The organism is Lysobacter helvus, from assembly GCF_018406645.1.
GTDB lineage: Bacteria > Pseudomonadota > Gammaproteobacteria > Xanthomonadales > Xanthomonadaceae > Noviluteimonas > Noviluteimonas caseinilytica.
Map to the genome: position 1 here is coordinate 2,678,034 of NZ_AP024546.1, position 18,385 is coordinate 2,696,418.

Consider the following 18,385-nt stretch of genomic DNA (forward strand, 5'->3'; position numbering starts at 1 on the left):
CGATTGAGCCACGTGTCGCAAGTGATGGATCGAAGCGCTACCGCGTTCGGGTTCGCTTGCAAGGCGAGTTGCCCCGCACGAAAACCTTCAAGCGCCTGACGGATGCCAAAGCGTGGGCCGCAAAGGTCGAATCCGATATGGGCCACGGCGCCTACGTACCAACCGCACGTGAGCGGCGGCGTACGCTCAAAGTCCTCATCGAGAAGTACCGCGACGAGTACCTGCCGACCCGTGGGATTCGCGACGAATCGAAGCAGCGGTCGCTCTTGACCTGGTGGGAAGAGAACTTCGGCCACCTAACGCTGGACAAGCTGCAGCCGGAAACCATCGCAGAGGCACGCAGGAAGCTCCAGGCGCGTCGCAAGCGCAACGGTGAGCCATTGAGCGGTGCGACCGTGAATCGCCACCTGGCGGCCCTCAGCGCCGTCTGTAAGTGGGCCTGGAAGGAACTGCGCTGGCTGCCATCTAATCCTGTCCTGGACGTTTCCAAAGCCCCTGAGTCCACGGGCATCGTCCGCTTCCTCTCCGACGCCGAGCGCAACGCGCTCCTGAAAGCGTGTCGGGAATCCTCTGACTCGAACATCGCCACGGCTGTGTTGTTGGCGCTTGCCACAGGCGCGCGCTATTCCAACATCCGAGGTCTGAAATGGAGCGACGTAGACCGCGACCAATGGCGTCTTCGGTTCGCGGAGACGAAGAACGGACAACCCCGTTACGTACCCGTTGTCGGCCCTGCCCAAGTCGCTCTCCAGGCGCACCACGACCGCGATCCGACCGGCGAGGGCTGGGTCTTCAAAGGCGCGCACGACGACGCCCCGGCAGATCTGGACAAGCCTTGGCGAAAGCTGCGTGAGGCGGCGAAGTTGCAGGACTTCCGATTCCACGACCTGCGCCACACGACGGCCAGCTACCTGACCATGAACGGCGCGAGCCTGGCCGAAGTCGCCGAAGCCCTCGGGCACCGGACCCTCGTCATGGCGAAGCGTTACAGCCACCAGACCGGGGAGCACGTCCGTTCGACGTTGGAACGGATGGCGGGCCACCTGACCGAAACACCCGAATCCGGCTAAGCCGGGAAAAGCGGCGCGACCGGGTGATTGAGGCACCCGGCCACGCCTTCCACCGCAGTTCCTTAGGAGAACAGCAATGGCAATCGAAAGCGTATCGCAGGCGGCCCCTACCAAAGAAGCAATCGCTGATATCTACCGCGACCTGTGTGGAATTGTGTCACTCGCGCAGATTCTCCAGGAGGCGAGCCAGAACATCGCTTACGCCAAATCTGGCCTCTACGGCACCGCTTCGGTAATCGAAGATATCGCGGAACGGGCGATCAAGAAGACGGGAATGTAGCCATGAACGCCAAAGTGATCTCATTCCCCAATCGTGGCTTGGCGCACCGCTACGCGGCACTCATGTCGTTGAAGGCGGTGGGTCAAGACAACTACGGGGAGTTCTTCGACGAGTGGCTTGAAGTTGCACAGCGCCTCGTTGAGCGCGGAACCTTCAGCACCGAAGATCTCTCGGAAATGATCGAGCGTCGGCGGCGGAGCCTTCGGCTACAGCTTGAGCACATCGACAGGATTTAGCACGACCTTCCGCGCCTAGCCCGACGGGGCGAAAACGCCGTGACCCCTGCGGCGCTGGCGCGGACTTCTCCAAGGGGCGCGGAGGGAAGCGAATTGGACAAGAAGCCTGCATGGGTTCCCGATTGGGTCTGGGAAGAATTCGTCGAGGGTGCCTATGCGACAGCTGAGGGCCCGGCGATCTTCGCCCAATTGCTTGTGCATAAGGAAATGGAGAAGGTTTGGGCGAGCTTGGAACGAAAGATTCCGCGCATTCAAAACCTGCCAAAGGCGCTCGTGTTGGCTGATTCTGTTGTCATGTTTCGTGAGGAGTTCTCTGGATCTGGCAGGCTGAAGCTCTCGGAGCGACGCGCACTCGCCGACAAGCTAAAGAAGGCATCTGATCAGGTAGTGGCGTGTATGCGTGGACTTCAGACCACAGAGCTTGGGATCATCCCTGACGAAATTGGAGGCGCTCTGGAGATTTCCCTGGGCAAGGTCATGGATGACCTTGGACTGCAATACGGACCAGCAGCATTTCAACGGCTGCGGGAAAGCTACGGAATTGCAGATGCAATCGAAGTTCATTCCAGCGGAAACTCTTTGTTCAGCATGGAGATCTACGATTCGCTGCCCAGCATTCTTTCAGCCGTTAATGATGCGGTCTCCGGCTGGGCAACGACGAAACCAATTGTTGAACGGCCGAATTCTGGAGACGCGGAGCGACGCTACTTTTTGCGTCGATTCACATATCTCTTTCGGTATTGGTATGGACAGCCTCTTCGCGCGAATACGTTGGCCGTGACGTCGATTTTTTTTGACTGTAGCGACTTGGACGAATCGACAGTCGCTACGCTCGCGCCTTGAGTTATCTGCGGATTTACCGGCGCGTTAGCTGGGGGCTGCTAACCCGTAGAAGATTCTCTCCGTAGCACACTTAAACGCCCTCGGCGTTCCAAGGATTCTTTGTCCACCGGCTAATGGCCAAACGTGGGCAACAACAGTGACAACTCGCAATCTTCGGTCCGTAAAGGACTTCGCGGCCAACGGGCCGTTTTCCGAGAGCCAACTTCGCTGGTTCATTTTTCGCGCCAACGATAATGGCCTAGCGGCGTCTGGCGCGCTCGTGCGCGTTGGGGGCCGACGCGTTTACATCGACGCTGATGGCTTCGACCGCTGGATCGCCGCGCAAAACCCCGATGGCCCCGTGTCTCCGCAAGCGGGGAGGGCGCAGGCATGACCACTGTCCGCGCGCACGAACTCCGCGCCTGCCTAGTCGAACTGGCCGAGCGCACCTACGGTCAATTGATTGAGTTGTTCAAGGACGCGACCCCCGAGCGATGCGAGCTCATGGTGCGGGAACTGCACCAGGTGTCCACCGTCTGCCGCCAACTTTCCAGCGAGTTGGTGCAGGGCGAGCCGCCCACCGTCTAACCGCCGGGGGGCGAAATGGCAAACGACACTACGCGGCGCTTCCGCAAGCGCGGTCGCGCGAGTGAGCACAGCTACCTAGGCATCCCGCACTACATCCTGAGGTCGCAGGAGTTCGGCGGGCTGGACCCGTGGGCGCTCAAGCTTCTCATCGAGCTTGCGGCGCACTACACAGGAAAGAACAACGGTGACCTGTCCGCCGCATTCTCAGTGCTGCGTCATCGGGGTTGGCGCAGTCCTGGCACGCTCAATAAGGCGATCAAACGGCTTCTGAGCGAAAGGTGGCTGTTGTCCACGCGAACGGGCGGGCGGAATCGGTGCGCCCTATACGCGCTCACCTGGTGGCCCGTGGACGCATGCAAAGGCAAATGGCTAGAGGTGGTCCCCGAACACAAGGCCAGTCACGCTTGGCGAAAAACACTTTCTGTAGTCGAAATCGGGCCCGAAGTAGTCACGACGTGTAGCAGTTCGGCAAAGGACGTTTCCCCGTGAGCCCGTCACTAGTCGCGAGGTGTAGCAGTCAGCCCCTTTTCGCGCTCGTCATTAGTCGCGAAACGTACACCTTTATAAGTTACCAAGGGCGCAGCCCGTCAAGCCGTGCTGTTGAGGCTGTCAATTCAAGGCTCTGGATGGCGGCGGCCATGTTAGGGGCGCGGCGATGAGGCCCTCTGGCAGCCGCGATAGGCGATCCAGGGTGCCTGCACTGGTTGGCTTGGACGCTGGCGCGCGAGGCATCGCCGACCACATGACCCGAGAAGGCGACGACTTGCTGGTGTGGTTCCGCTCGGCGGGCCGCATGCAGACACAAGAGGTCCAGTTGTACTTGGCACGTCGGGTAATCGCCGCTGGCTGGAACTGCGACGCATCGGATGCGGCTGCGATAATCCGAGACGCAATGCTGCACGTGTTGACACGTCGCAGACCTTGCGCGGCGAAGGTTCTGCGAATGCGAAAGCGCGATTTCCTGGCCTTGCGCTCGCGCGCATCTGCTTGGCTGCGAGCGGGAATCCTTGACGCGAACTGGCGCTATGGAATCGCGGCGGATCTTTGGGAACCGCCGCCACCCTGATCTAGGCAGAATTGCGGACAGGATCAACGCCCCCCGGCACCTGCGATCCTCGCGCGCCACCCCGCGACAACGGGTGGCTTCCAAATTTTAATTGGCCGCGTCATGGGATGAGTCGGCTCGTTGCCACAACGCGAAACGCGCGTTGACTCGGCCTAAACACGCCACGCGGGTTGGGTATCGCCGAAAATCTCCTGGTGCAACAGATTGCCGAGGGGTAGGTAGCTACCTTTCATAAACGCCGCCATCCCAAGAACCCGTTCCGCAAGCTGGTGCTCGTCGTCAGTTTGGATGTTGAGCTTGATTTTTGCGGTGCTTAGCCGCTGGGCACTCAAGACAAGTAATTTCGCCGTGTGCTCTGGTAGATCTGGCAAGAATGTCAGTGTGTCATTGGGAAGGAGTGGGGCAATATTTACCAAATAGTTCCGCCAAGCTGTTGCCGAAAACTTGGACTTTCTGATTTGGTCCTCGTGGTCCTCGATCAGCTCAATAGTGGCTAGCATCTCGGACGCTGCTGTGTAGAAAACCAGCGCAGCGCCATGAGCGTGTTTTTTCTGCCGACGGCCATCTTGCTGGACGGCATAGATCCCTAGGCCAAGAGCGACGATCACGGCTAGGACGTTTGCTACCGCACCCGCCCATTCGGCCGAGTCCTCGGCTCTAAAGAGTTCTGGCCTCCCGGCGGCAATTAGGGAAACAGAAGCGCCTAGAGCGAGGAGCAACACGGCCCGCACCACTCGGCCACGCGAGGCGGCTATTGCAAGCCCCCACGGAGATGACTTAGCCGTCATGGCAATTTCCCCTGAGTCCAATTTTCAAGGAAGCATAGCCCCAGCCGGTCGTTAGACGAACCGCCCGGAAAATCGCCCCGTGTGGGCATATCGAAATCTTTGGCCGGCTCGTTCGCGATGACCGATCGCTTCCGTTCGCATGCGTGTCCGCGATTGGCGGGACGACCCCCGTCCGGCCAATTGCAGGGGTGCGTGCGAATGAGTGCATGCGGTCGGAGGAGGGGGGCTCCCAAAGTTCCGAGCCCCCGATTTGTGGGCCGGTCGTACTCAGTTGCTTTGCTAAATCGGAACAATTTTCAAAATGACCTGTGACAAGCCCGCATCTCCGTGGGGATGGATGACCAGGCCGCGCGTGTGCGCCGTGTGCGCCGCACCCCTGACACAACGGTTCCACGGCCCCCACAAGACCTATTGCAGCGCTCGCTGCCGCCAGCGCGCCCACCGCGCTCGCACAGCGACGCCGACAACCGAACCCTAGGCCAACGAGCCGCGCGCCCCACGGGCCCGCACGCTCGCCCTATGGCTGCGACCTGGCTACGCCGGGGGCGCGACCAACCAACCAATCCCAAGGCTGCCGAGAGGCGGCCTTTTTTGTTTCACAAGGAATCCAATCCCATGAAATCCATGCAAGACCTCCGTATCACCCTCGCTGACCGCCGCCTCCGAATCGACGCCGCGGCCGAAGTCGGAAAGCTCGGCCTGAAGTTCGACTTTGAGGCGGGCAACAACGTCAACGGCCGCAGCGAAATGCTCGCACGACGTGCCGACCTTCGCCGGGTGGTCAACGCGCTCTCCCAGGCTACGCGCGAACTGCTCGACTCGACGCCAGCCACGAAGTGGAGCGCCGACGACCAGAAATCCTATGACGCGAAGTTGAACGCCGTTACCTATTTGCACACGGAGATTGACTTGATCTCCAACATGATCGACCTGGAGGAATGGACCCCGAACGGTAGCTCCCGCGCCAAGCACAACGCGCCGGAACTCCGGGACTCCAACGGCCAGCGTGTTGGGTCCGTGCTGACGACCGAAATGCTCGCGACCGAGCATGAAATCGCGGCCCGCCTCAACATCTCCAACGCTGGCGACACGAACCTCGGCGACTTCTTCCGGGGCGTAGCGAAGATGAAGTCTTCGGAAGGCATCCGTGCGGCGCTGAGCGAAGGCACCGATTCGGCCGGTGGCTACACGGTCCCCGAAGTGCTCATGCCGCGCATCCTGTCGGCCCTGGTTCCAGCTTCATCGCTGCTGACCGCTGGCGCGAGCTTGGCCGTCCTGGGCACGGATGCGAAGACGTTTACTTTGGCGGGCGTTGATTCAATCCCGACCGCTGCCTGGCGCAGTGAAGCGGGCGCGGTTGCGGAGAGTGACCCCGCGTTCCGCGCCATCGTGGTGACCCCGCGCAGCCTGGCGTTCCGGTTCAAGGTGAGTCGCGAACTGTTGCAGGATTCGCCTAACATCGATGAAGCGCTCCAGCAGGCCATTGCTCAGGCGTTTGCGAAGGAAATGGACCGTGCTGGCTTGCGCGGCACTGGCACCGCGCCGGAGATACGTGGCCTGAAGAACATTTCCGGCATCAACACGGTCACCAATGGCACGAACGGCGCGAGCCCGACTAGCTATGCAAACTTCGTCAGCGCATGGCAAGAAATCGTGTCGGACAACGCTCCGGCGCCGAGGGCCGCGATCATGCATCCGCGTGATATGGCGAAGTTCGCGAACCTGGCGGATAGCACGGGCCAGCCCCTGCGCCGTCCGGAACTCCTGGACACCATGCGCTTCGTCCAGACCTCGCAGATCCCGACCAACCTCACGGTGGGTTCGTCGAGCGATACGAGCGAAATCTACGTAGGCGATTTCTCGCAGTTCGTGTTCTTCCTGCGCGAAGGCGTGAGCGTGCAAATGCTCAATGAACTGTACGCCGCAACCGGCGAAATCGGCTTCGTGTGCCATGCGCGCGTGGACGTTGCCGCGTTGTATCCGCAGGCGTTTGCCCTGGTGACGGGCGTGCGCGCTTAACGAATGACGGACGGGTGGGCGGCGTTGCGGCTGCCCACCCCATACGGACAAGGCGTGAGTGTCCGTGTCACGAAATAACCACGCCAGCCGCAGCATTGGGCACTTAGGCCTCCGGGCATTTCCTCGCCGATGTGATGCGGCGCCTATCGCAATGAATTGATGAACGAAACGAGCTTGCCGTGGTTGAAGGTAGTCGCGTTCAGTCCACGAGCCTCCCAGGCGTCGAGCAGTTCTCGCTCTTGCTCGTTAGGCGCGCGGCGGCCGCCACCTCCACCGACGCTGCCTTTGCATGCTCCGGTGGTCAACGTCACGTTCACCATTGGCGAAGTCAGTTGGATTTGCACGCAGACGGGCCCGTCCTTTTGCCGGCCCGAAATCTGAGAGTTGATCCAGTCATTGCTGGCCTCGGAAAGCGGCCTGCTTTGTTCGCCAATTCTGATTTGTCCGTCCACTGAAAGCTCCTGTGTGCGAGCTACGCGCCCGTCTTATTGGTGCAAACGGGGTCGGTGGGCATGAGTGGCCGAGAACTTTTCTCGGATACCAGAAGTAGCCAATTCCCTTTCACGCACCCTCGCCTTGCACGGGGCTTTTTCTTGGAACTGAAACAGTGAGCGTAATCATGGGCATGCAGCAAATTCTTTTTGCGTACGGCGGATCGGGCGGCGGCGGCGGGTTCCAGACCGAAACAAATACCTGGGAGTCTCGCGTAGTCGCATTAGGCGGAACCGTCACCAGCCCCGACAAGGCTCTGGCCGACGCGCTTGTAGTGGCGCTTAAGGCCGGTACGTACTGGTCCAGCCTCCAGTATTTCTTGGCTTTCATCGGCCCTGACACAGTCCACCATCGTGTCCCTCTGATTGACAAACTCAACGTCGGCGCAGCAGGCAACACGGGATTTGTAGACGGTGACTGCGATACGGCAACAGGTCTCGTGAATGCCGCTGGCTCCGCAAAAGTCTTCAATACTCACGTCCGGCCGGACGCGCTCAACGGGGGCGCTACCAATGCAGCCGGAATGGGCATATACCTGCGCACGTGGACGAATGGTTCCGCAGTAGAGCCTTGCGGCACATACGATGCGGCTGCACAACGTTGGGTCATCGATCTGCGAAGTGGGCTGGAAGCGTTCCGATGGTCTGACGTGTCCACGGCTGTGCCATCGACTGCTACGGCGGCAACGGCGGCTCATTATTACGGCCAGGCCGCATCTGCGACTGATCGCAAACTTGCGCGCAACGGGACCGTAATCGCGAGCAGCACGACAAACAAGTCCCTTGGAAATGTAACGGCAGAAATTCTCGTGGCGGGCTGCGTTGACCACGTAGGCGCGTACACGTACACCAAGGGAACCTATGGCGCGTTCTATCTGACTAACGGTGGCCTGACCAACACCGATATTACTAACATCCACAACGACATCGGCACTTACCTAATCACCCCGACCGGCCGATAGCAAAGGGAGTTGATATATCGATTTTTACGGCGCGAAATGTCACGAAAGCGTTTGGGCTCGGCATAAACGACGTGTGCTGAATATCCCATCCAATCAGAAAATCCATTCCGTTGCTCGCATCGAATTGGCGCATACTGAGGGTAAGATCCTTAGCGAAGGTTACGAGCCGCTCTATTCGGTGTTCGTTCCAGTGGATCAGATGCGCAAACTAGCCGATGACTTGAGTAAAGCCGCCGATGCAGTGGAACACCACTTCCACGGCGGGGATGAGACAGCGCAGTAATCCGCAGCAGGGGTTCAGCCTTCACCCTGAGCACGAATCAGCCGTCCCGCGAGCGTTGCGCATTCCTCGATAATGCGCTCGGCCGGATGCAGCATGTCACCGGGAACTGCTCCGGCTGTCTTCAACATTATTTGAGAATGTCGTTCCAGGGCAGACGCGAACGCCTTCAGGTCGGGATGCGATTCGATCATGGCGCCCAGCACGATCTGGAGGCCAAGCAGGGATCCACGAATGTCGGCGGAAGAGTTCATCGGCGAATCGTCCTCGTTTCGGTGTTTGGCAATACTAGTTGGCGCCGCAGTCTCGCCCAAGTGGTCGCAGCCCGCGCGACGGCCCTGCGTAGGATGTCCGCGTGCATCGCTACGTCGCGCCCTCGCGCCCACTTCCCCCTGCCTGTCGTTGGCTGCTACAGCCCGACAGCGCGCACCTGCTCTGGAACGCTGGCTGCATTGCGATGGTTTACACCGATCAACGGGCCGGCTGCTGTCAGTCCGTCATTCAATGGCAACAGGTGCGGCACATCGCGCGCTGCGGCTCGATAGAGCAGGGCATGCGTTGGATCGATCGATGGATGGAAAAGCGCGGAGGGCTGCCTGGCAGCGGGACTAGGAGGGCGGTCAGTCTGCCGGCTTGGGCGCGGTGGGTACGTCACAATTAACGTGCGTAGAGGCCGCGCGCCGATCCACGATTCCTAGCAGATGACTCGCGAGAACAATCAGGTCTGCGGCCTCCGAGGCATCGATAGAGACGGAGCGATGGCTGTGGGGGTTCTTGTAAGAACCAATTGCGCCCGCCATCAAATGCATTAACGCCTCCTGCTCTGCGAACGGGGCGGTTTTGTCAGCCAACGGACCAATGCTGGGCTTAAATGCCCGACGCATCATATCCACGCCTATATCGGTCTCCGCAAAGGCACACGAGTTGCGAGTGCTGACCTCCAGTTCCTTGAAGCTTTGAAATACAGAGGTGTCGTATTCCCCACGAAGAAACGCGGACCAAACTTTCGACGCAATCGTGGGATGTAGGCGCTCTTTTGGAAGCAGGTTGGCCATACGAAAAACGGCAAATTGCACATCGTCGCCTGCCAATCGCTGTCCGCGTCGGGTGATGAAAGACCAATTTCCGGAATTACCTGGTCTTGGCGCCAGCAAGCCCTCACGCTCTAACCATACCCACGCCTCCATGAGCGCCCGTTGCGCTTCGCTTGCGCGCTCCGCTGGATACCCCGCAACATTTCCAGCCAACGTAAAGTTATAGCTATTGAGCTCAGTCTCAGGGGCAGTTGATAGGTACCTGAGTACGTATGCCCCCAACTCCTCTGGTTCCAAGGCGAGGAGCGTTGACACGTCGGGGATCAGCTTCCAAAACGCCATAGACTGCTCGCGGGACAAATTTGGGCCAGTGCCGACAATATCCGGCGTCACCTGACGACACCACCCAATGGCCAACCCATTGATCCCAAAAGGTACCAGCTACCACCAGCAGCCCAGTAACCCGACTTAAAATCCCTCGACCGCAAGGTCATGTGGGTTCGATCCCCACTCCGGGCACCACGCTGCGCGCCGTGGCATGACCGAACCGTTCATGGCAACGTCGATTTTTCGAGCCGCGCCTCACGCTCCTGCGCCCCGGGCTCTGCCATGCTGGCTTCCCGTGTGCGCCTGGGTCGTCGATCCTGGACTGCGTGCGCTTGCCGCCATTGACCAGGATGCCTTTTGAGCCTTTTCGAAAAACTCGCGCGCCGCGCCGCGCGCGTCCCGCACGGCGGGATGGCCCCGAAGGCCGGCGACATCCAGGACACGATCGATCGCGCGCTCGCCTCGGCGGGGATCGACCAGGGCATCCGCACCACGATCGATGACGCGCTGGCCTCGGCCGGCCTGTCGCCGAATCGCACGCCTGTGCCTTCGCCTGCCGACGACGCGGTGCCGGGACAGGACGGCGAGTTCACGACCCGCACGTTCACCAACGCCGCGGGCACGCTGGCCTACAAGGTGTACATCCCGGCTGGCCACGCGGTGACCACGCAGCCCGTGCCGCTCCTGGTGATGCTGCACGGTTGCACGCAATCGCCGGACGATTTCGCCGCGGGCACGCGGATGAACGCCTTGGCCGACGCGCACGGTTTCCTCGTGGCGTATCCGGCGCAGGCCGCGCGCGCCAACGGATCGAAATGCTGGAACTGGTTCCGCGGCGCCGACCAGCGCCATGGCGCCGGCGAGCCTTCGCTGATCGCGGGCATCGCGCAGCAGGTCGCGCAGGACCATCGCATCGATCCGGAGCGCATCTACGTCGCCGGCCTTTCCGCGGGCGCGGCGATGGCGGTGATCCTCGGCGAAACCTATCCAGACGTCTTCGCGGCCGTGGGCGCGCATTCGGGCCTGCCGTTCGCGGTGGCGCACGACGTCGGCAGTGCATTCGCCGCGATGAAGGGCGGCCAGCGCCGCGTGTCCGATCGCGCCACGCATTCGCTGCCCACGATCGTCTTCCACGGCGATGCGGACCACACGGTGGCCGCGAGCAACGGCGACGGCATCGTCGACGACGCGATCGGCGGCTCGCTCCTGCACGCCACGACACAAGGCGACACGGTGCCGGGCGGACGCAGCTACGTGCGCGATGTGTTCACCGACCCCGACGGCCGCACGCGCGTCGAACACTGGCGCGTGCACGGCGCGGGCCATGCCTGGAGCGGCGGCAGCGGGGAAGGGACGTACACCGATCCGGAAGGCCCGGATGCATCGGCGGCGATGGTGCGCTTCTTCCTGCAGCAGAAGAAGGCAGCGATCGCTACTGCATGAGGTCCCGCGGATTGCGGAACCGCGCGGTGTTCAACAGCACCGCCTGGCGGCCGGCGCGATCCTGCACGTCCACCAGCTCGCACTGGCCCAGGTTGGTCGAGGTGGCATAGACCGTCATCGTTGCCTGCACGCCCGGCGCGATGACTTCGGGGACGAAGCGACCTTCTTCCACGCCATAGCTGAAACGCATGTGGCCCCGCGGCGACTGCACGGGCTTGTGGCCCGTGTTGCGCACCGTGACTTCGGCGCGCGGCATGCCTGGATCGGGGAAGCACTCCACGTTGAGGATGGTGAGGTGGGGCGCACTGCCCGGCAGTTGCGCGTGCAGCTCGCCGCGCAGGCTGGACCACGGCACGAACTTCACCAGCGCCAGCACGACCACGATGGCCAGCAGCCATTTCAGGGCGGTGTTCGCGGTGATGCCGGGGGCCCGCTTCGTGCGCATCGCTCCACTCCCAACGTTCGACTTCCGGGCACCTTAACTACCATGGTTCGAAGCGGCCGTCGTCGGACGGGCGGCACGGTTCGTCCGTGCGACCACCGGCGGCAGCGGACCGACGAAGTGAACCGCCCCCCACCGCCCATGCCCGCTTTGACCGGACATTGATTGGCAATGGGGGAGGTTGGGGCCCGAACGCAAGGAGCACCGCATGGCCCGTCCTTCCCCCGCTGCACTGGATGTCATGGAACACATCGCCGAAGCGATGGACATGCTCACGGTGCTGCTCGCGTCGATGGACCACATGGACGAGCACGCCGTCGCCGAGGAGATCGCCCGCGCGCGCGCCGAGTTGCTGAAGGCGCGCGCGACCGGCGCCGAAGTGGTGCTCGAGTTGTTGAACCTGTCCGAGCAGCGCGAATTGATGCAGGGCGAGATCGATCAATTCCGCGATCGCACGCATTGATCCTGCGCAAGCGGCCGGGTCACCCGGTGCACGCAGGTAACCCCTTCAGCTTCGAAAGCCGCGCGTGCGTGCGGCTTTGCCTGAACGCGGGTGCCCTTCACCTGCAATTGATTTTCACGCTCGCAGTCTGGCCGGGACCATTCGAAACGCAAGCCAGCGCAGCTTGCCAGGGGAAATCGCAATGACCACACCCGTCCTCCGCGCGGCCGCGGCCGCCCTCGTCCTCACCGCACCGCTGGTTGCCACGTTCGCTGCGCACGCCGCGACGCCGGCGGGCAAAGTGGTGTTCACCCGGACGGCGCTCGCCGCCGATGCCACCGCCAGCAGCCGCTCGCTGTGGATCCTCGACCTCGGCAACGGACAGGTGCGGCAACTCACCACGCCGGCCGACCGCACGTTCGACATGGCGGCCACGTGGTCGCCCGACGGGCAATCGCTGGTGTTCGATCGCGGCACGACGCGGGCGCGGATGGATTCCCGGCACGTGCTCGAAACGATGACCCCCGACGCCACGCGACCGAAGTTGTTGCTGAGCGGCGTGGGCGATTTCTCGAAGCCGGCCTGGGGCCCGAACAACCGCATCGCGTTCATCCGCCAGGACAGCGTGCGCGCTGCGCAGTGCGTGTCGCTCGTGGATGGCACGGGCCGCATCCGCCGCACGTTGTATTGCCCTGCCGCGCCGATCCAGCTGATGCGGCCCACGTGGTCGGCCGATGGCACGCACCTGTTCGTCGCCGCCGGCTATCCGGAAGGGCGCCTGGAGCCGGTGTGGCACGCGCTCGCCTACAGCATCGACGTCGCGACCGGCGGCGCCACGCTGCTGAGCGACATCGTGATGGAAGAACAGCTGGACCTGGAATTCTCGCCCGATGGCACGCGCGGCGTGTACAGCGACAGCGTCGCCAACGACATGACGCTGGTGGATTTCCGCACGGGCGAAGCGAAGGCGCTCCCGCGCGGCCACGCCCCGAAATGGTCGCCCGACGGTCGCCGCATCGCGTACACCGGCGAGGTGTACGAAGTCGGCACGGGCGAATTCCGTTACTACGAACCGCTATACGTGATCAACGCCGACGGCACGCGCGTGCGCCGCATCACCGACTCGCGCGTGGACAACCACGCCTACACCGCGGCGCAATGGTCGAAGGACAACGTGCATCTGCTGGTGAACCGTCGCACCTTCGACGACGTGTCGCTGACGATCCCGCGCTTCGGCCTGCGCATCATCGATGCGGACACGCGCGCGCTGGTGAACCTGCCGGCGGGTTACGCGGAAACGGGCGGGTGGTTCGAGCCCTGAGTCAGAACGTCACGGTGACCTGGACGGTGTCGGCATACGTGCCGACATCGACGTTCTGCAGGGCAGGGACGCGACCGTAGATGGCGCGCGTGGCACGGCGATTGCCGCCGGCGGGATTGGTGCCGACGCAGCCGTTGGCGGTGACGCCCGTCGTGCACGTCACGATCGACGTGCCGGCATTGCCGTCGCCCCACGGTGTCGCGCGCGCGAGATCCGTGTAGAGGCCGTAGGTCATCTGCTGTGCGCCCGACAGCATGCGGCGGTTGGCATAGGTGCCGCCGCCCCCGGGACCGAGCGCGATGTCGACCGTCAGCGGATTGCCCTGGCAGTCGATGGCCACCTGGCCCGTGCCGTCCAGCGGCGTGGTCGACGAGGTGTCATACACGCCGAACGAAAAGTCGGTCGTGTTGACCGTGCAGTTTTCTGCCGCGCGCGCATCGAGCGCCAGGCCGAGCCAAGCGAGCCCGACCAACAACGCCCCTGCGCGGATGTGGTTCCAGGAAGTCACCGGTTCGAGCGCATCTGCATGGGCGCGATCATAGGGGCGAACCCGGATCAGAACGTGATCGTGAGGCGGACGGTATCGGAATAATTCCCGATCCCGACGTTCTGCAGGGCCGGGATGCGTCCGTAGATCGTGCGCGTGGCGCGCAGCGAGAACAGGGTGCTCACGCAGCCGTCGGAACTGATGCCGATGAAGCAGTTGACCGTGTCTGTCGCGGCCGTGGCGCCGTCGCCCCACACGATCGAGCGCGCGTTGTCGGTGTAGAGCTGGTACCCCAGCAGGTCGGGGCCGCTGGGGGTCGTCATGCGGCGCGCGGGGTAGCTCGTCGCGCCGCCGTCGTCGAGCGCGACGTTGACCGTGCCGTAGTTGCTGCAATCCAGGCGCACCGAGCCCGTGCCGTCCAGCGCGCCCGTGGCCTGCGGATCGTAGACACCGAACGCGACCGCCGTCGTGGTGATCGTGCAGGTCTGCGCCTGCGCGGACGGCGCGAAGCCGAACCAAGCGAGCGCGATCGCGAAGAGCAGCCATGTGGCCAGCGGGCGTTTCACTGCGGTGCTTCGCAGGTGATGTCGCCGAGGTCGGTCACGCCGCCCGCGGCCTGCGCCGGCACATCGATCACGCACCGCACGTTGCCCGCGTCGTGTTCGATGGTCGCCACGTTGCGGCCGGCCTTCAGGCCTTCGAAATAGAACATGCCTTCCGAGCCGATGGGCATGTCGATCCCGGCGTCCGCGATGTGCGCGAGGTCGCCCGCGCCCGCGCCGGCATATTTGAAGTGCCCCGTCACCGCGTGCACGGTGCGCGCTTCGAGCGTGACCACCGAACCCGTGTTGCGCGCCACCTGCACCTTGTGTTCCGGCTTGTCCATCGCGACGTCGGCGGAGACCGCGCCCGTATCCACGGCGACGCGGCTGGACTGGAACGGCATGAGGTCGCGCACGAGCAGGTCGCCGTGCGCATCGGTGCGACCGACGGTCACGTTCTCGCGCATGATCGGCACGTTGGCCAGGCCCGGCACGCGCACCAGCGCGAACCCGCTTTCGACCGGCGGCGTGGCGAACATGCGGCCACCGACGGCGACGAGCGCGCCGCTGGCCACGCCGCGGATGCCGGTGTCGCTGCCGTAACGTTCGGCTTCGAGCGAATAGCGACCGAAGCGGCCTTCGTATTCGCCCAGCGCGTACTGGCTGTCGTTGTCGCCGTTGTCGTGCAGGCTCACCGAGTAGCCGAAGCCCGTGTCGGCCGGGCGCGAACGGCGCGCATCGAACCCGTAGCCCGTGTTCGTGTCGCCGTTGCGGTCCTGGCGGACGGCACTCGCGGAGAAGCTGTCGCGGTCGAAGGCGATGTTGAAGTTGAGCTGCGCGGTGGTGTCGCGGTACGCCGTCGACTCCAGGCGTTGCACGACGAAATACATTTGCGCGCGGCCCCCGAGCTGCCAGCTTGCGGACATCCCGGCGCTGCGTTCGACCGGCGTGCCCACGCGCTTGTGCCGGCCGGCGTTGAGTTGCAGCGCAAGCCCGCTGGCTGGCGTGAACGAGAAAGAGGCGTAGTCGTTCTCGCGCGTCGGCGCGAACAGCGTGGCGAAGGACGACACGTCCGACAGGCGGCGATAGTCGTCGCTCGCGTGCAGCGTGCCGAGCCCGAGCGCCCACAGGCGCGTGCTGTAGCTGTAGTTGAACGACGAGGCGTGGCCGGTGCCGAGGCCGTCGCGATCACTCGCGGCGACCGCGATCGCGAATTCGCCGATCGCCGTGTTGAACGCGGTGTCCATGCCGACGTTGCGCAGCGTGTCGTTGCCTTCGATGCGTCCGCCGAGCGTGAAGTCCTGCGACAGGCCGCGGCGATACCAGGCCTGCATCGCCAGCGAACTCGCGTAACCGCCGTCGCCGAAGCCGCTGTCGGTGCGCGGCGCGCCCAGGCGCACGGCGTATTCGCTCAGGCCTTTCGCGAGCAGGCGCGGGCTGCCGCCGTAATACGACTGCGTGGCCAGTTCGCTGCGGTTGCCGAGCGGGTCGCGCACGATCACGCGCACGTCGTTGCGGCCCGGCGTGATGCCGAGGCGCTCGAGCGTGAACGGACCGGCCGCCAGGTCGCTGCGGCCGATGAGCGTGCCGTTCGAATAGACCTCGACGGTGCCGGGGGCTTCGAGCACGCCGGAGTAATAAGGCTGCGGGAACGTGATGAGGTACGGATCGAGGTCGAACGCGCGTTCGACGCCGATGCCGCCAAGCAGCTGGCCGCCGGCGAGCGGATCGCGCGCGATGGCGTACTGGTCGCCGACCGTCCAGCGACGCAGGCCGTCGACCTGGTCGTATTCGAAACGCGTCAGGCCGCGCTGCCAGCCGAGCAGATCGTCCCAGCCGCCGGTGCTGCGCAGCGCGGCGTTGCCGCGACCCACGGCGGCATCGAAGAAGACGTTGCGCTGGTCGTGGTTGCCCACGGTGGCGGCGTAGTTGAGGAACGCGGTCCACGACTGCGTGCCTTGTTCCGCGACGGCCGGCCGGGAATACAGCGACGCGTCCTGGTGCGGCAGGCGCTCCGGGCGCAGGTGCAGGTCCAGGCGCAGCAGCGAGCGATCGATCGCGAACGTGCTGCCGTGGTTGAGCTGGTGCAGCGAAATGAAATCGCGTTCGCCGAGGTGTTCGGGCGTGACGGCGGAGGTATCGATGCTGGCGGCGGCGAGCGCTTCGCGATCCACGAGCACGTCGTCGCCGCGCGCGATGACGGGCGCGACGCCGACGCAGCGATCGTTGATGCACAGGTCGAGCAGCAGCGTTTCGTCGCCGGGCAGCGCGTGCACGGAGCCTGCGAGCGCCAGGCCCGTGCAGAGCGCGAGCAGGCGACGACGCAACCGCCGCGAACGGGCGTTTCGGGAAGACGGGCGAACGGGCGGTGGCGGCAGGCCGGGGCCGTCCGTCAGGGCGCGCATCGGCGCGCTCCGGGCGCGACATCGGCGGTCATCGGCGCCGAATCGGTGAGTTTCACTTCGATGTGCGCGGCATGCGCGCAGACCGAGTCCTTCAGCGCGACGCGCGTCGGCAGGCGGGCGCCGGCCAGCAAGTAGCCGACGGTGACGTGGCCTTCCTGCAGGACGCGGTTGTTGGCATCGAGCACGCGCACGTTGGCGTCGGACGGACCGGAAAACCCGGTGCCGGTGTTGCGGATATCGAGCAGCGTGCCCTTGCCGTCGACGCTGTCGACGGTGAACGACAACGCGGCCTTCGCCTTCGGCGGCTGCACGAAGACCGGGATGCTCAGCTTCGTGAGCATGCGCACCGCGCCGGCCTGCACTTGCTTGCGGCCGGGCAGTTCCTGCACTTCGATGCGATAGGCGATTTCGGAGGTGACGTTGGGCGAGATGGTGCCCACGCGCAGACGCGCTTCGCCGTTGGGCTGCATCGTCAGGATGAGCGGATGCACGACCAGGCCGCCGGCGTCGGGCTGGAGTTGCCACTTGCCGTCGGCGCCCTGCTGCCAGCGCTGCACCTTCACTTCCATGTCGAGCGGCTCGCTTTCCTGGTTCGTCAGGACGAGCGTTTCGACCGGATGCGTGCCATCGAGATGGACGCGCGTGTTGTTGAGGCTGATCTGCGCCGCCGAAGCGATGCCGGCGATCGAGGTCACGAGGGCGAGCGCGCTGAGCGCCGCATGTCGACGAAGCCGGGAAATGCGCATTGCGAAGGTACCGAAAGGGCCCGGCGTCGCCGCCGGGCCCGGTGGATCAGAAGGTCAGGGTGGCCGTGACCGTATCGGCGTAGGAGCCGGTGGGGACGTCCTGGTTCATCGGGATGCGACCGTAGACCGTCACCGTGCGGGCGGCGTTGGACGGCGCGGCGACCATCGTCAGCGAATTGGTGCCCGAGGTGCAGCCCCACACCGTGGTGCGGCCGGTGTTCTGGTACAGGAAGTACGGCAGGCGGTCGGTGCCGCTGGCCATCTGGCGGAGCGGGGTCGTGCAGCTGGACGTGCCCGCCTTGTTGGCCGGCAGGCCTTCGTCGAGCGTGATGACCGGCGCGGTGCCCTTGGTGCAGCGCACGTCGATCGAACCGGTCGCGTCGTCGTTGGCGGCGAAGTGGGTGTTGGCCGGGTCATAGACCGGGAACGCGACGGCCTGGGACGCGGTGACGACGCAGCTGGCGTTGACGGTGGCGGTGACCTGGAACGAGCCGGTGGCCGTGGCGGCGGTGGCGTTGCTGGCAGCGAAGAGCACGCCCACGGTTGCGGCGGCGAGAAGAGCGGTACGCATTGAGTATTCCCCTAGTGCACGTG

The 18,385-nt window shown here is 63.9% G+C and carries 20 protein-coding genes; 10 read left to right on the forward strand and 10 right to left on the reverse strand.

All coding sequences use genetic code 11. The features are described 5' to 3' along the window. Nucleotides 1–68: 68 nt before the first annotated feature. From LYSHEL_RS12925 to LYSHEL_RS12945, 5 genes are all read left to right on the forward strand, one after another. Nucleotides 69–1,070 (forward strand): tyrosine-type recombinase/integrase, encoded by a 1,002-nt coding sequence (locus LYSHEL_RS12925; RefSeq protein WP_244858542.1) that lies wholly within the window; start codon nt 69–71, stop codon nt 1,068–1,070. A 76-nt stretch (nt 1,071–1,146) separates the two neighbouring features. Further along, a complete protein-coding gene (locus tag LYSHEL_RS12930; protein WP_213434436.1) occupies nt 1,147–1,350 on the forward strand; it encodes a hypothetical protein in 204 nt (67 codons plus the stop codon). A gap of 2 nt (nt 1,351–1,352) precedes the next feature. Then, the gene (locus LYSHEL_RS12935; protein WP_213434437.1) at nt 1,353–1,586 is read left to right on the forward strand and encodes a hypothetical protein; all 234 of its coding nucleotides are present in this window, start codon (nt 1,353–1,355) and stop codon (nt 1,584–1,586) included. 93 nt (nt 1,587–1,679) lie between these two features. Next, complete coding sequence (locus LYSHEL_RS12940) at nt 1,680–2,429, forward strand: hypothetical protein (RefSeq protein ID WP_213434438.1); 750 nt, start codon at nt 1,680–1,682, stop codon at nt 2,427–2,429. 369 nt (nt 2,430–2,798) lie between these two features. Next, nucleotides 2,799–2,996, forward strand: a complete 198-nt coding sequence (locus LYSHEL_RS12945) for a hypothetical protein (protein ID WP_213434439.1) — start codon at nt 2,799–2,801, stop codon at nt 2,994–2,996. Between the two features lie 1,218 nt (nt 2,997–4,214). Here the strand turns inward: LYSHEL_RS12945 and LYSHEL_RS12950 are convergent. Next, nucleotides 4,215–4,784 carry a hypothetical protein gene (locus LYSHEL_RS12950; protein ID WP_213434440.1) on the reverse strand — a complete coding sequence of 190 codons (570 nt, stop codon included), beginning with the start codon at nt 4,782–4,784 and terminating at the stop codon, nt 4,215–4,217. A 681-nt stretch (nt 4,785–5,465) separates the two neighbouring features. Between LYSHEL_RS12950 and LYSHEL_RS12955 the strand changes: the two genes are divergently transcribed. Beyond that, nucleotides 5,466–6,869 (forward strand): phage major capsid protein, encoded by a 1,404-nt coding sequence (locus tag LYSHEL_RS12955; protein WP_213434441.1) that lies wholly within the window; start codon nt 5,466–5,468, stop codon nt 6,867–6,869. A gap of 143 nt (nt 6,870–7,012) precedes the next feature. On the opposite strand, the gene LYSHEL_RS12960 is transcribed toward LYSHEL_RS12955, so the two are convergent. Next, on the reverse strand, nt 7,013–7,321 hold the full coding sequence (locus tag LYSHEL_RS12960; protein ID WP_213434442.1) for a hypothetical protein: 309 nt from the start codon (nt 7,319–7,321) through the stop codon (nt 7,013–7,015). Nucleotides 7,322–7,488: 167 nt separating this feature from the next. Here LYSHEL_RS12960 and LYSHEL_RS12965 point away from each other — a divergent pair, with 167 nt between their 5' ends. After that, on the forward strand, nt 7,489–8,322 hold the full coding sequence (locus LYSHEL_RS12965; RefSeq protein ID WP_213434443.1) for a hypothetical protein: 834 nt from the start codon (nt 7,489–7,491) through the stop codon (nt 8,320–8,322). Nucleotides 8,323–8,619: 297 nt separating this feature from the next. Here the strand turns inward: LYSHEL_RS12965 and LYSHEL_RS12970 are convergent, their stop codons facing one another. Both LYSHEL_RS12970 and LYSHEL_RS12975 read right to left on the reverse strand, forming a co-directional pair. Further along, entirely contained in the window at nt 8,620–8,856 is a 237-nt protein-coding gene (locus tag LYSHEL_RS12970; protein ID WP_213434444.1) for a hypothetical protein, read from the reverse strand. Between the two features lie 366 nt (nt 8,857–9,222). Then, nucleotides 9,223–10,053, reverse strand: a complete 831-nt coding sequence (locus LYSHEL_RS12975) for a TIGR02391 family protein (RefSeq protein WP_213434445.1) — start codon at nt 10,051–10,053, stop codon at nt 9,223–9,225. 267 nt (nt 10,054–10,320) lie between these two features. Between LYSHEL_RS12975 and LYSHEL_RS12980 the strand changes: the two genes are divergently transcribed. After that, nucleotides 10,321–11,406 carry an extracellular catalytic domain type 1 short-chain-length polyhydroxyalkanoate depolymerase gene (locus LYSHEL_RS12980; RefSeq protein WP_213434446.1) on the forward strand — a complete coding sequence of 362 codons (1,086 nt, stop codon included), beginning with the start codon at nt 10,321–10,323 and terminating at the stop codon, nt 11,404–11,406. On the opposite strand, the gene LYSHEL_RS12985 is transcribed toward LYSHEL_RS12980, so the two are convergent. Next, the gene (locus LYSHEL_RS12985; RefSeq protein WP_213434447.1) at nt 11,396–11,851 is read right to left on the reverse strand and encodes a hypothetical protein; all 456 of its coding nucleotides are present in this window, start codon (nt 11,849–11,851) and stop codon (nt 11,396–11,398) included. The two genes, LYSHEL_RS12980 and LYSHEL_RS12985, sit on opposite strands and share 11 nt — an antisense overlap. A gap of 205 nt (nt 11,852–12,056) precedes the next feature. Here LYSHEL_RS12985 and LYSHEL_RS12990 point away from each other — a divergent pair, with 205 nt between their 5' ends. Both LYSHEL_RS12990 and LYSHEL_RS12995 read left to right on the forward strand, forming a co-directional pair. After that, entirely contained in the window at nt 12,057–12,311 is a 255-nt protein-coding gene (locus tag LYSHEL_RS12990) for a hypothetical protein (RefSeq protein ID WP_213434448.1), read from the forward strand. A 181-nt stretch (nt 12,312–12,492) separates the two neighbouring features. Beyond that, nucleotides 12,493–13,611 (forward strand): TolB family protein, encoded by a 1,119-nt coding sequence (locus tag LYSHEL_RS12995; protein WP_213434449.1) that lies wholly within the window; start codon nt 12,493–12,495, stop codon nt 13,609–13,611. 1 nt (nt 13,612) lies between these two features. Here LYSHEL_RS12995 and LYSHEL_RS13000 read toward each other — a convergent pair whose 3' ends face one another. Genes LYSHEL_RS13000 through LYSHEL_RS13020 form a run of 5 tightly spaced genes read right to left on the reverse strand, consistent with a single transcriptional unit; the run spans nt 13,613 to nt 18,362 of the window. After that, nucleotides 13,613–14,119 (reverse strand): Csu type fimbrial protein, encoded by a 507-nt coding sequence (locus LYSHEL_RS13000; RefSeq protein ID WP_213434450.1) that lies wholly within the window; start codon nt 14,117–14,119, stop codon nt 13,613–13,615. 47 nt (nt 14,120–14,166) lie between these two features. Next, entirely contained in the window at nt 14,167–14,664 is a 498-nt protein-coding gene (locus tag LYSHEL_RS13005; RefSeq protein ID WP_213434451.1) for a Csu type fimbrial protein, read from the reverse strand. Next, nucleotides 14,661–17,045 carry a fimbria/pilus outer membrane usher protein gene (locus LYSHEL_RS13010; protein ID WP_213434452.1) on the reverse strand — a complete coding sequence of 795 codons (2,385 nt, stop codon included), beginning with the start codon at nt 17,043–17,045 and terminating at the stop codon, nt 14,661–14,663. Before LYSHEL_RS13010 ends, LYSHEL_RS13005 begins: the two co-directional genes overlap by 4 nt. After that, nucleotides 17,033–17,791 (reverse strand): fimbrial biogenesis chaperone, encoded by a 759-nt coding sequence (locus LYSHEL_RS13015; RefSeq protein WP_213434453.1) that lies wholly within the window; start codon nt 17,789–17,791, stop codon nt 17,033–17,035. The genes LYSHEL_RS13010 and LYSHEL_RS13015 overlap by 13 nt, the downstream gene beginning before the upstream one ends. A 46-nt stretch (nt 17,792–17,837) precedes the next feature. Continuing rightward, nucleotides 17,838–18,362 carry a Csu type fimbrial protein gene (locus LYSHEL_RS13020; protein WP_213434454.1) on the reverse strand — a complete coding sequence of 175 codons (525 nt, stop codon included), beginning with the start codon at nt 18,360–18,362 and terminating at the stop codon, nt 17,838–17,840. Nucleotides 18,363–18,385 lie beyond the last annotated feature (23 nt).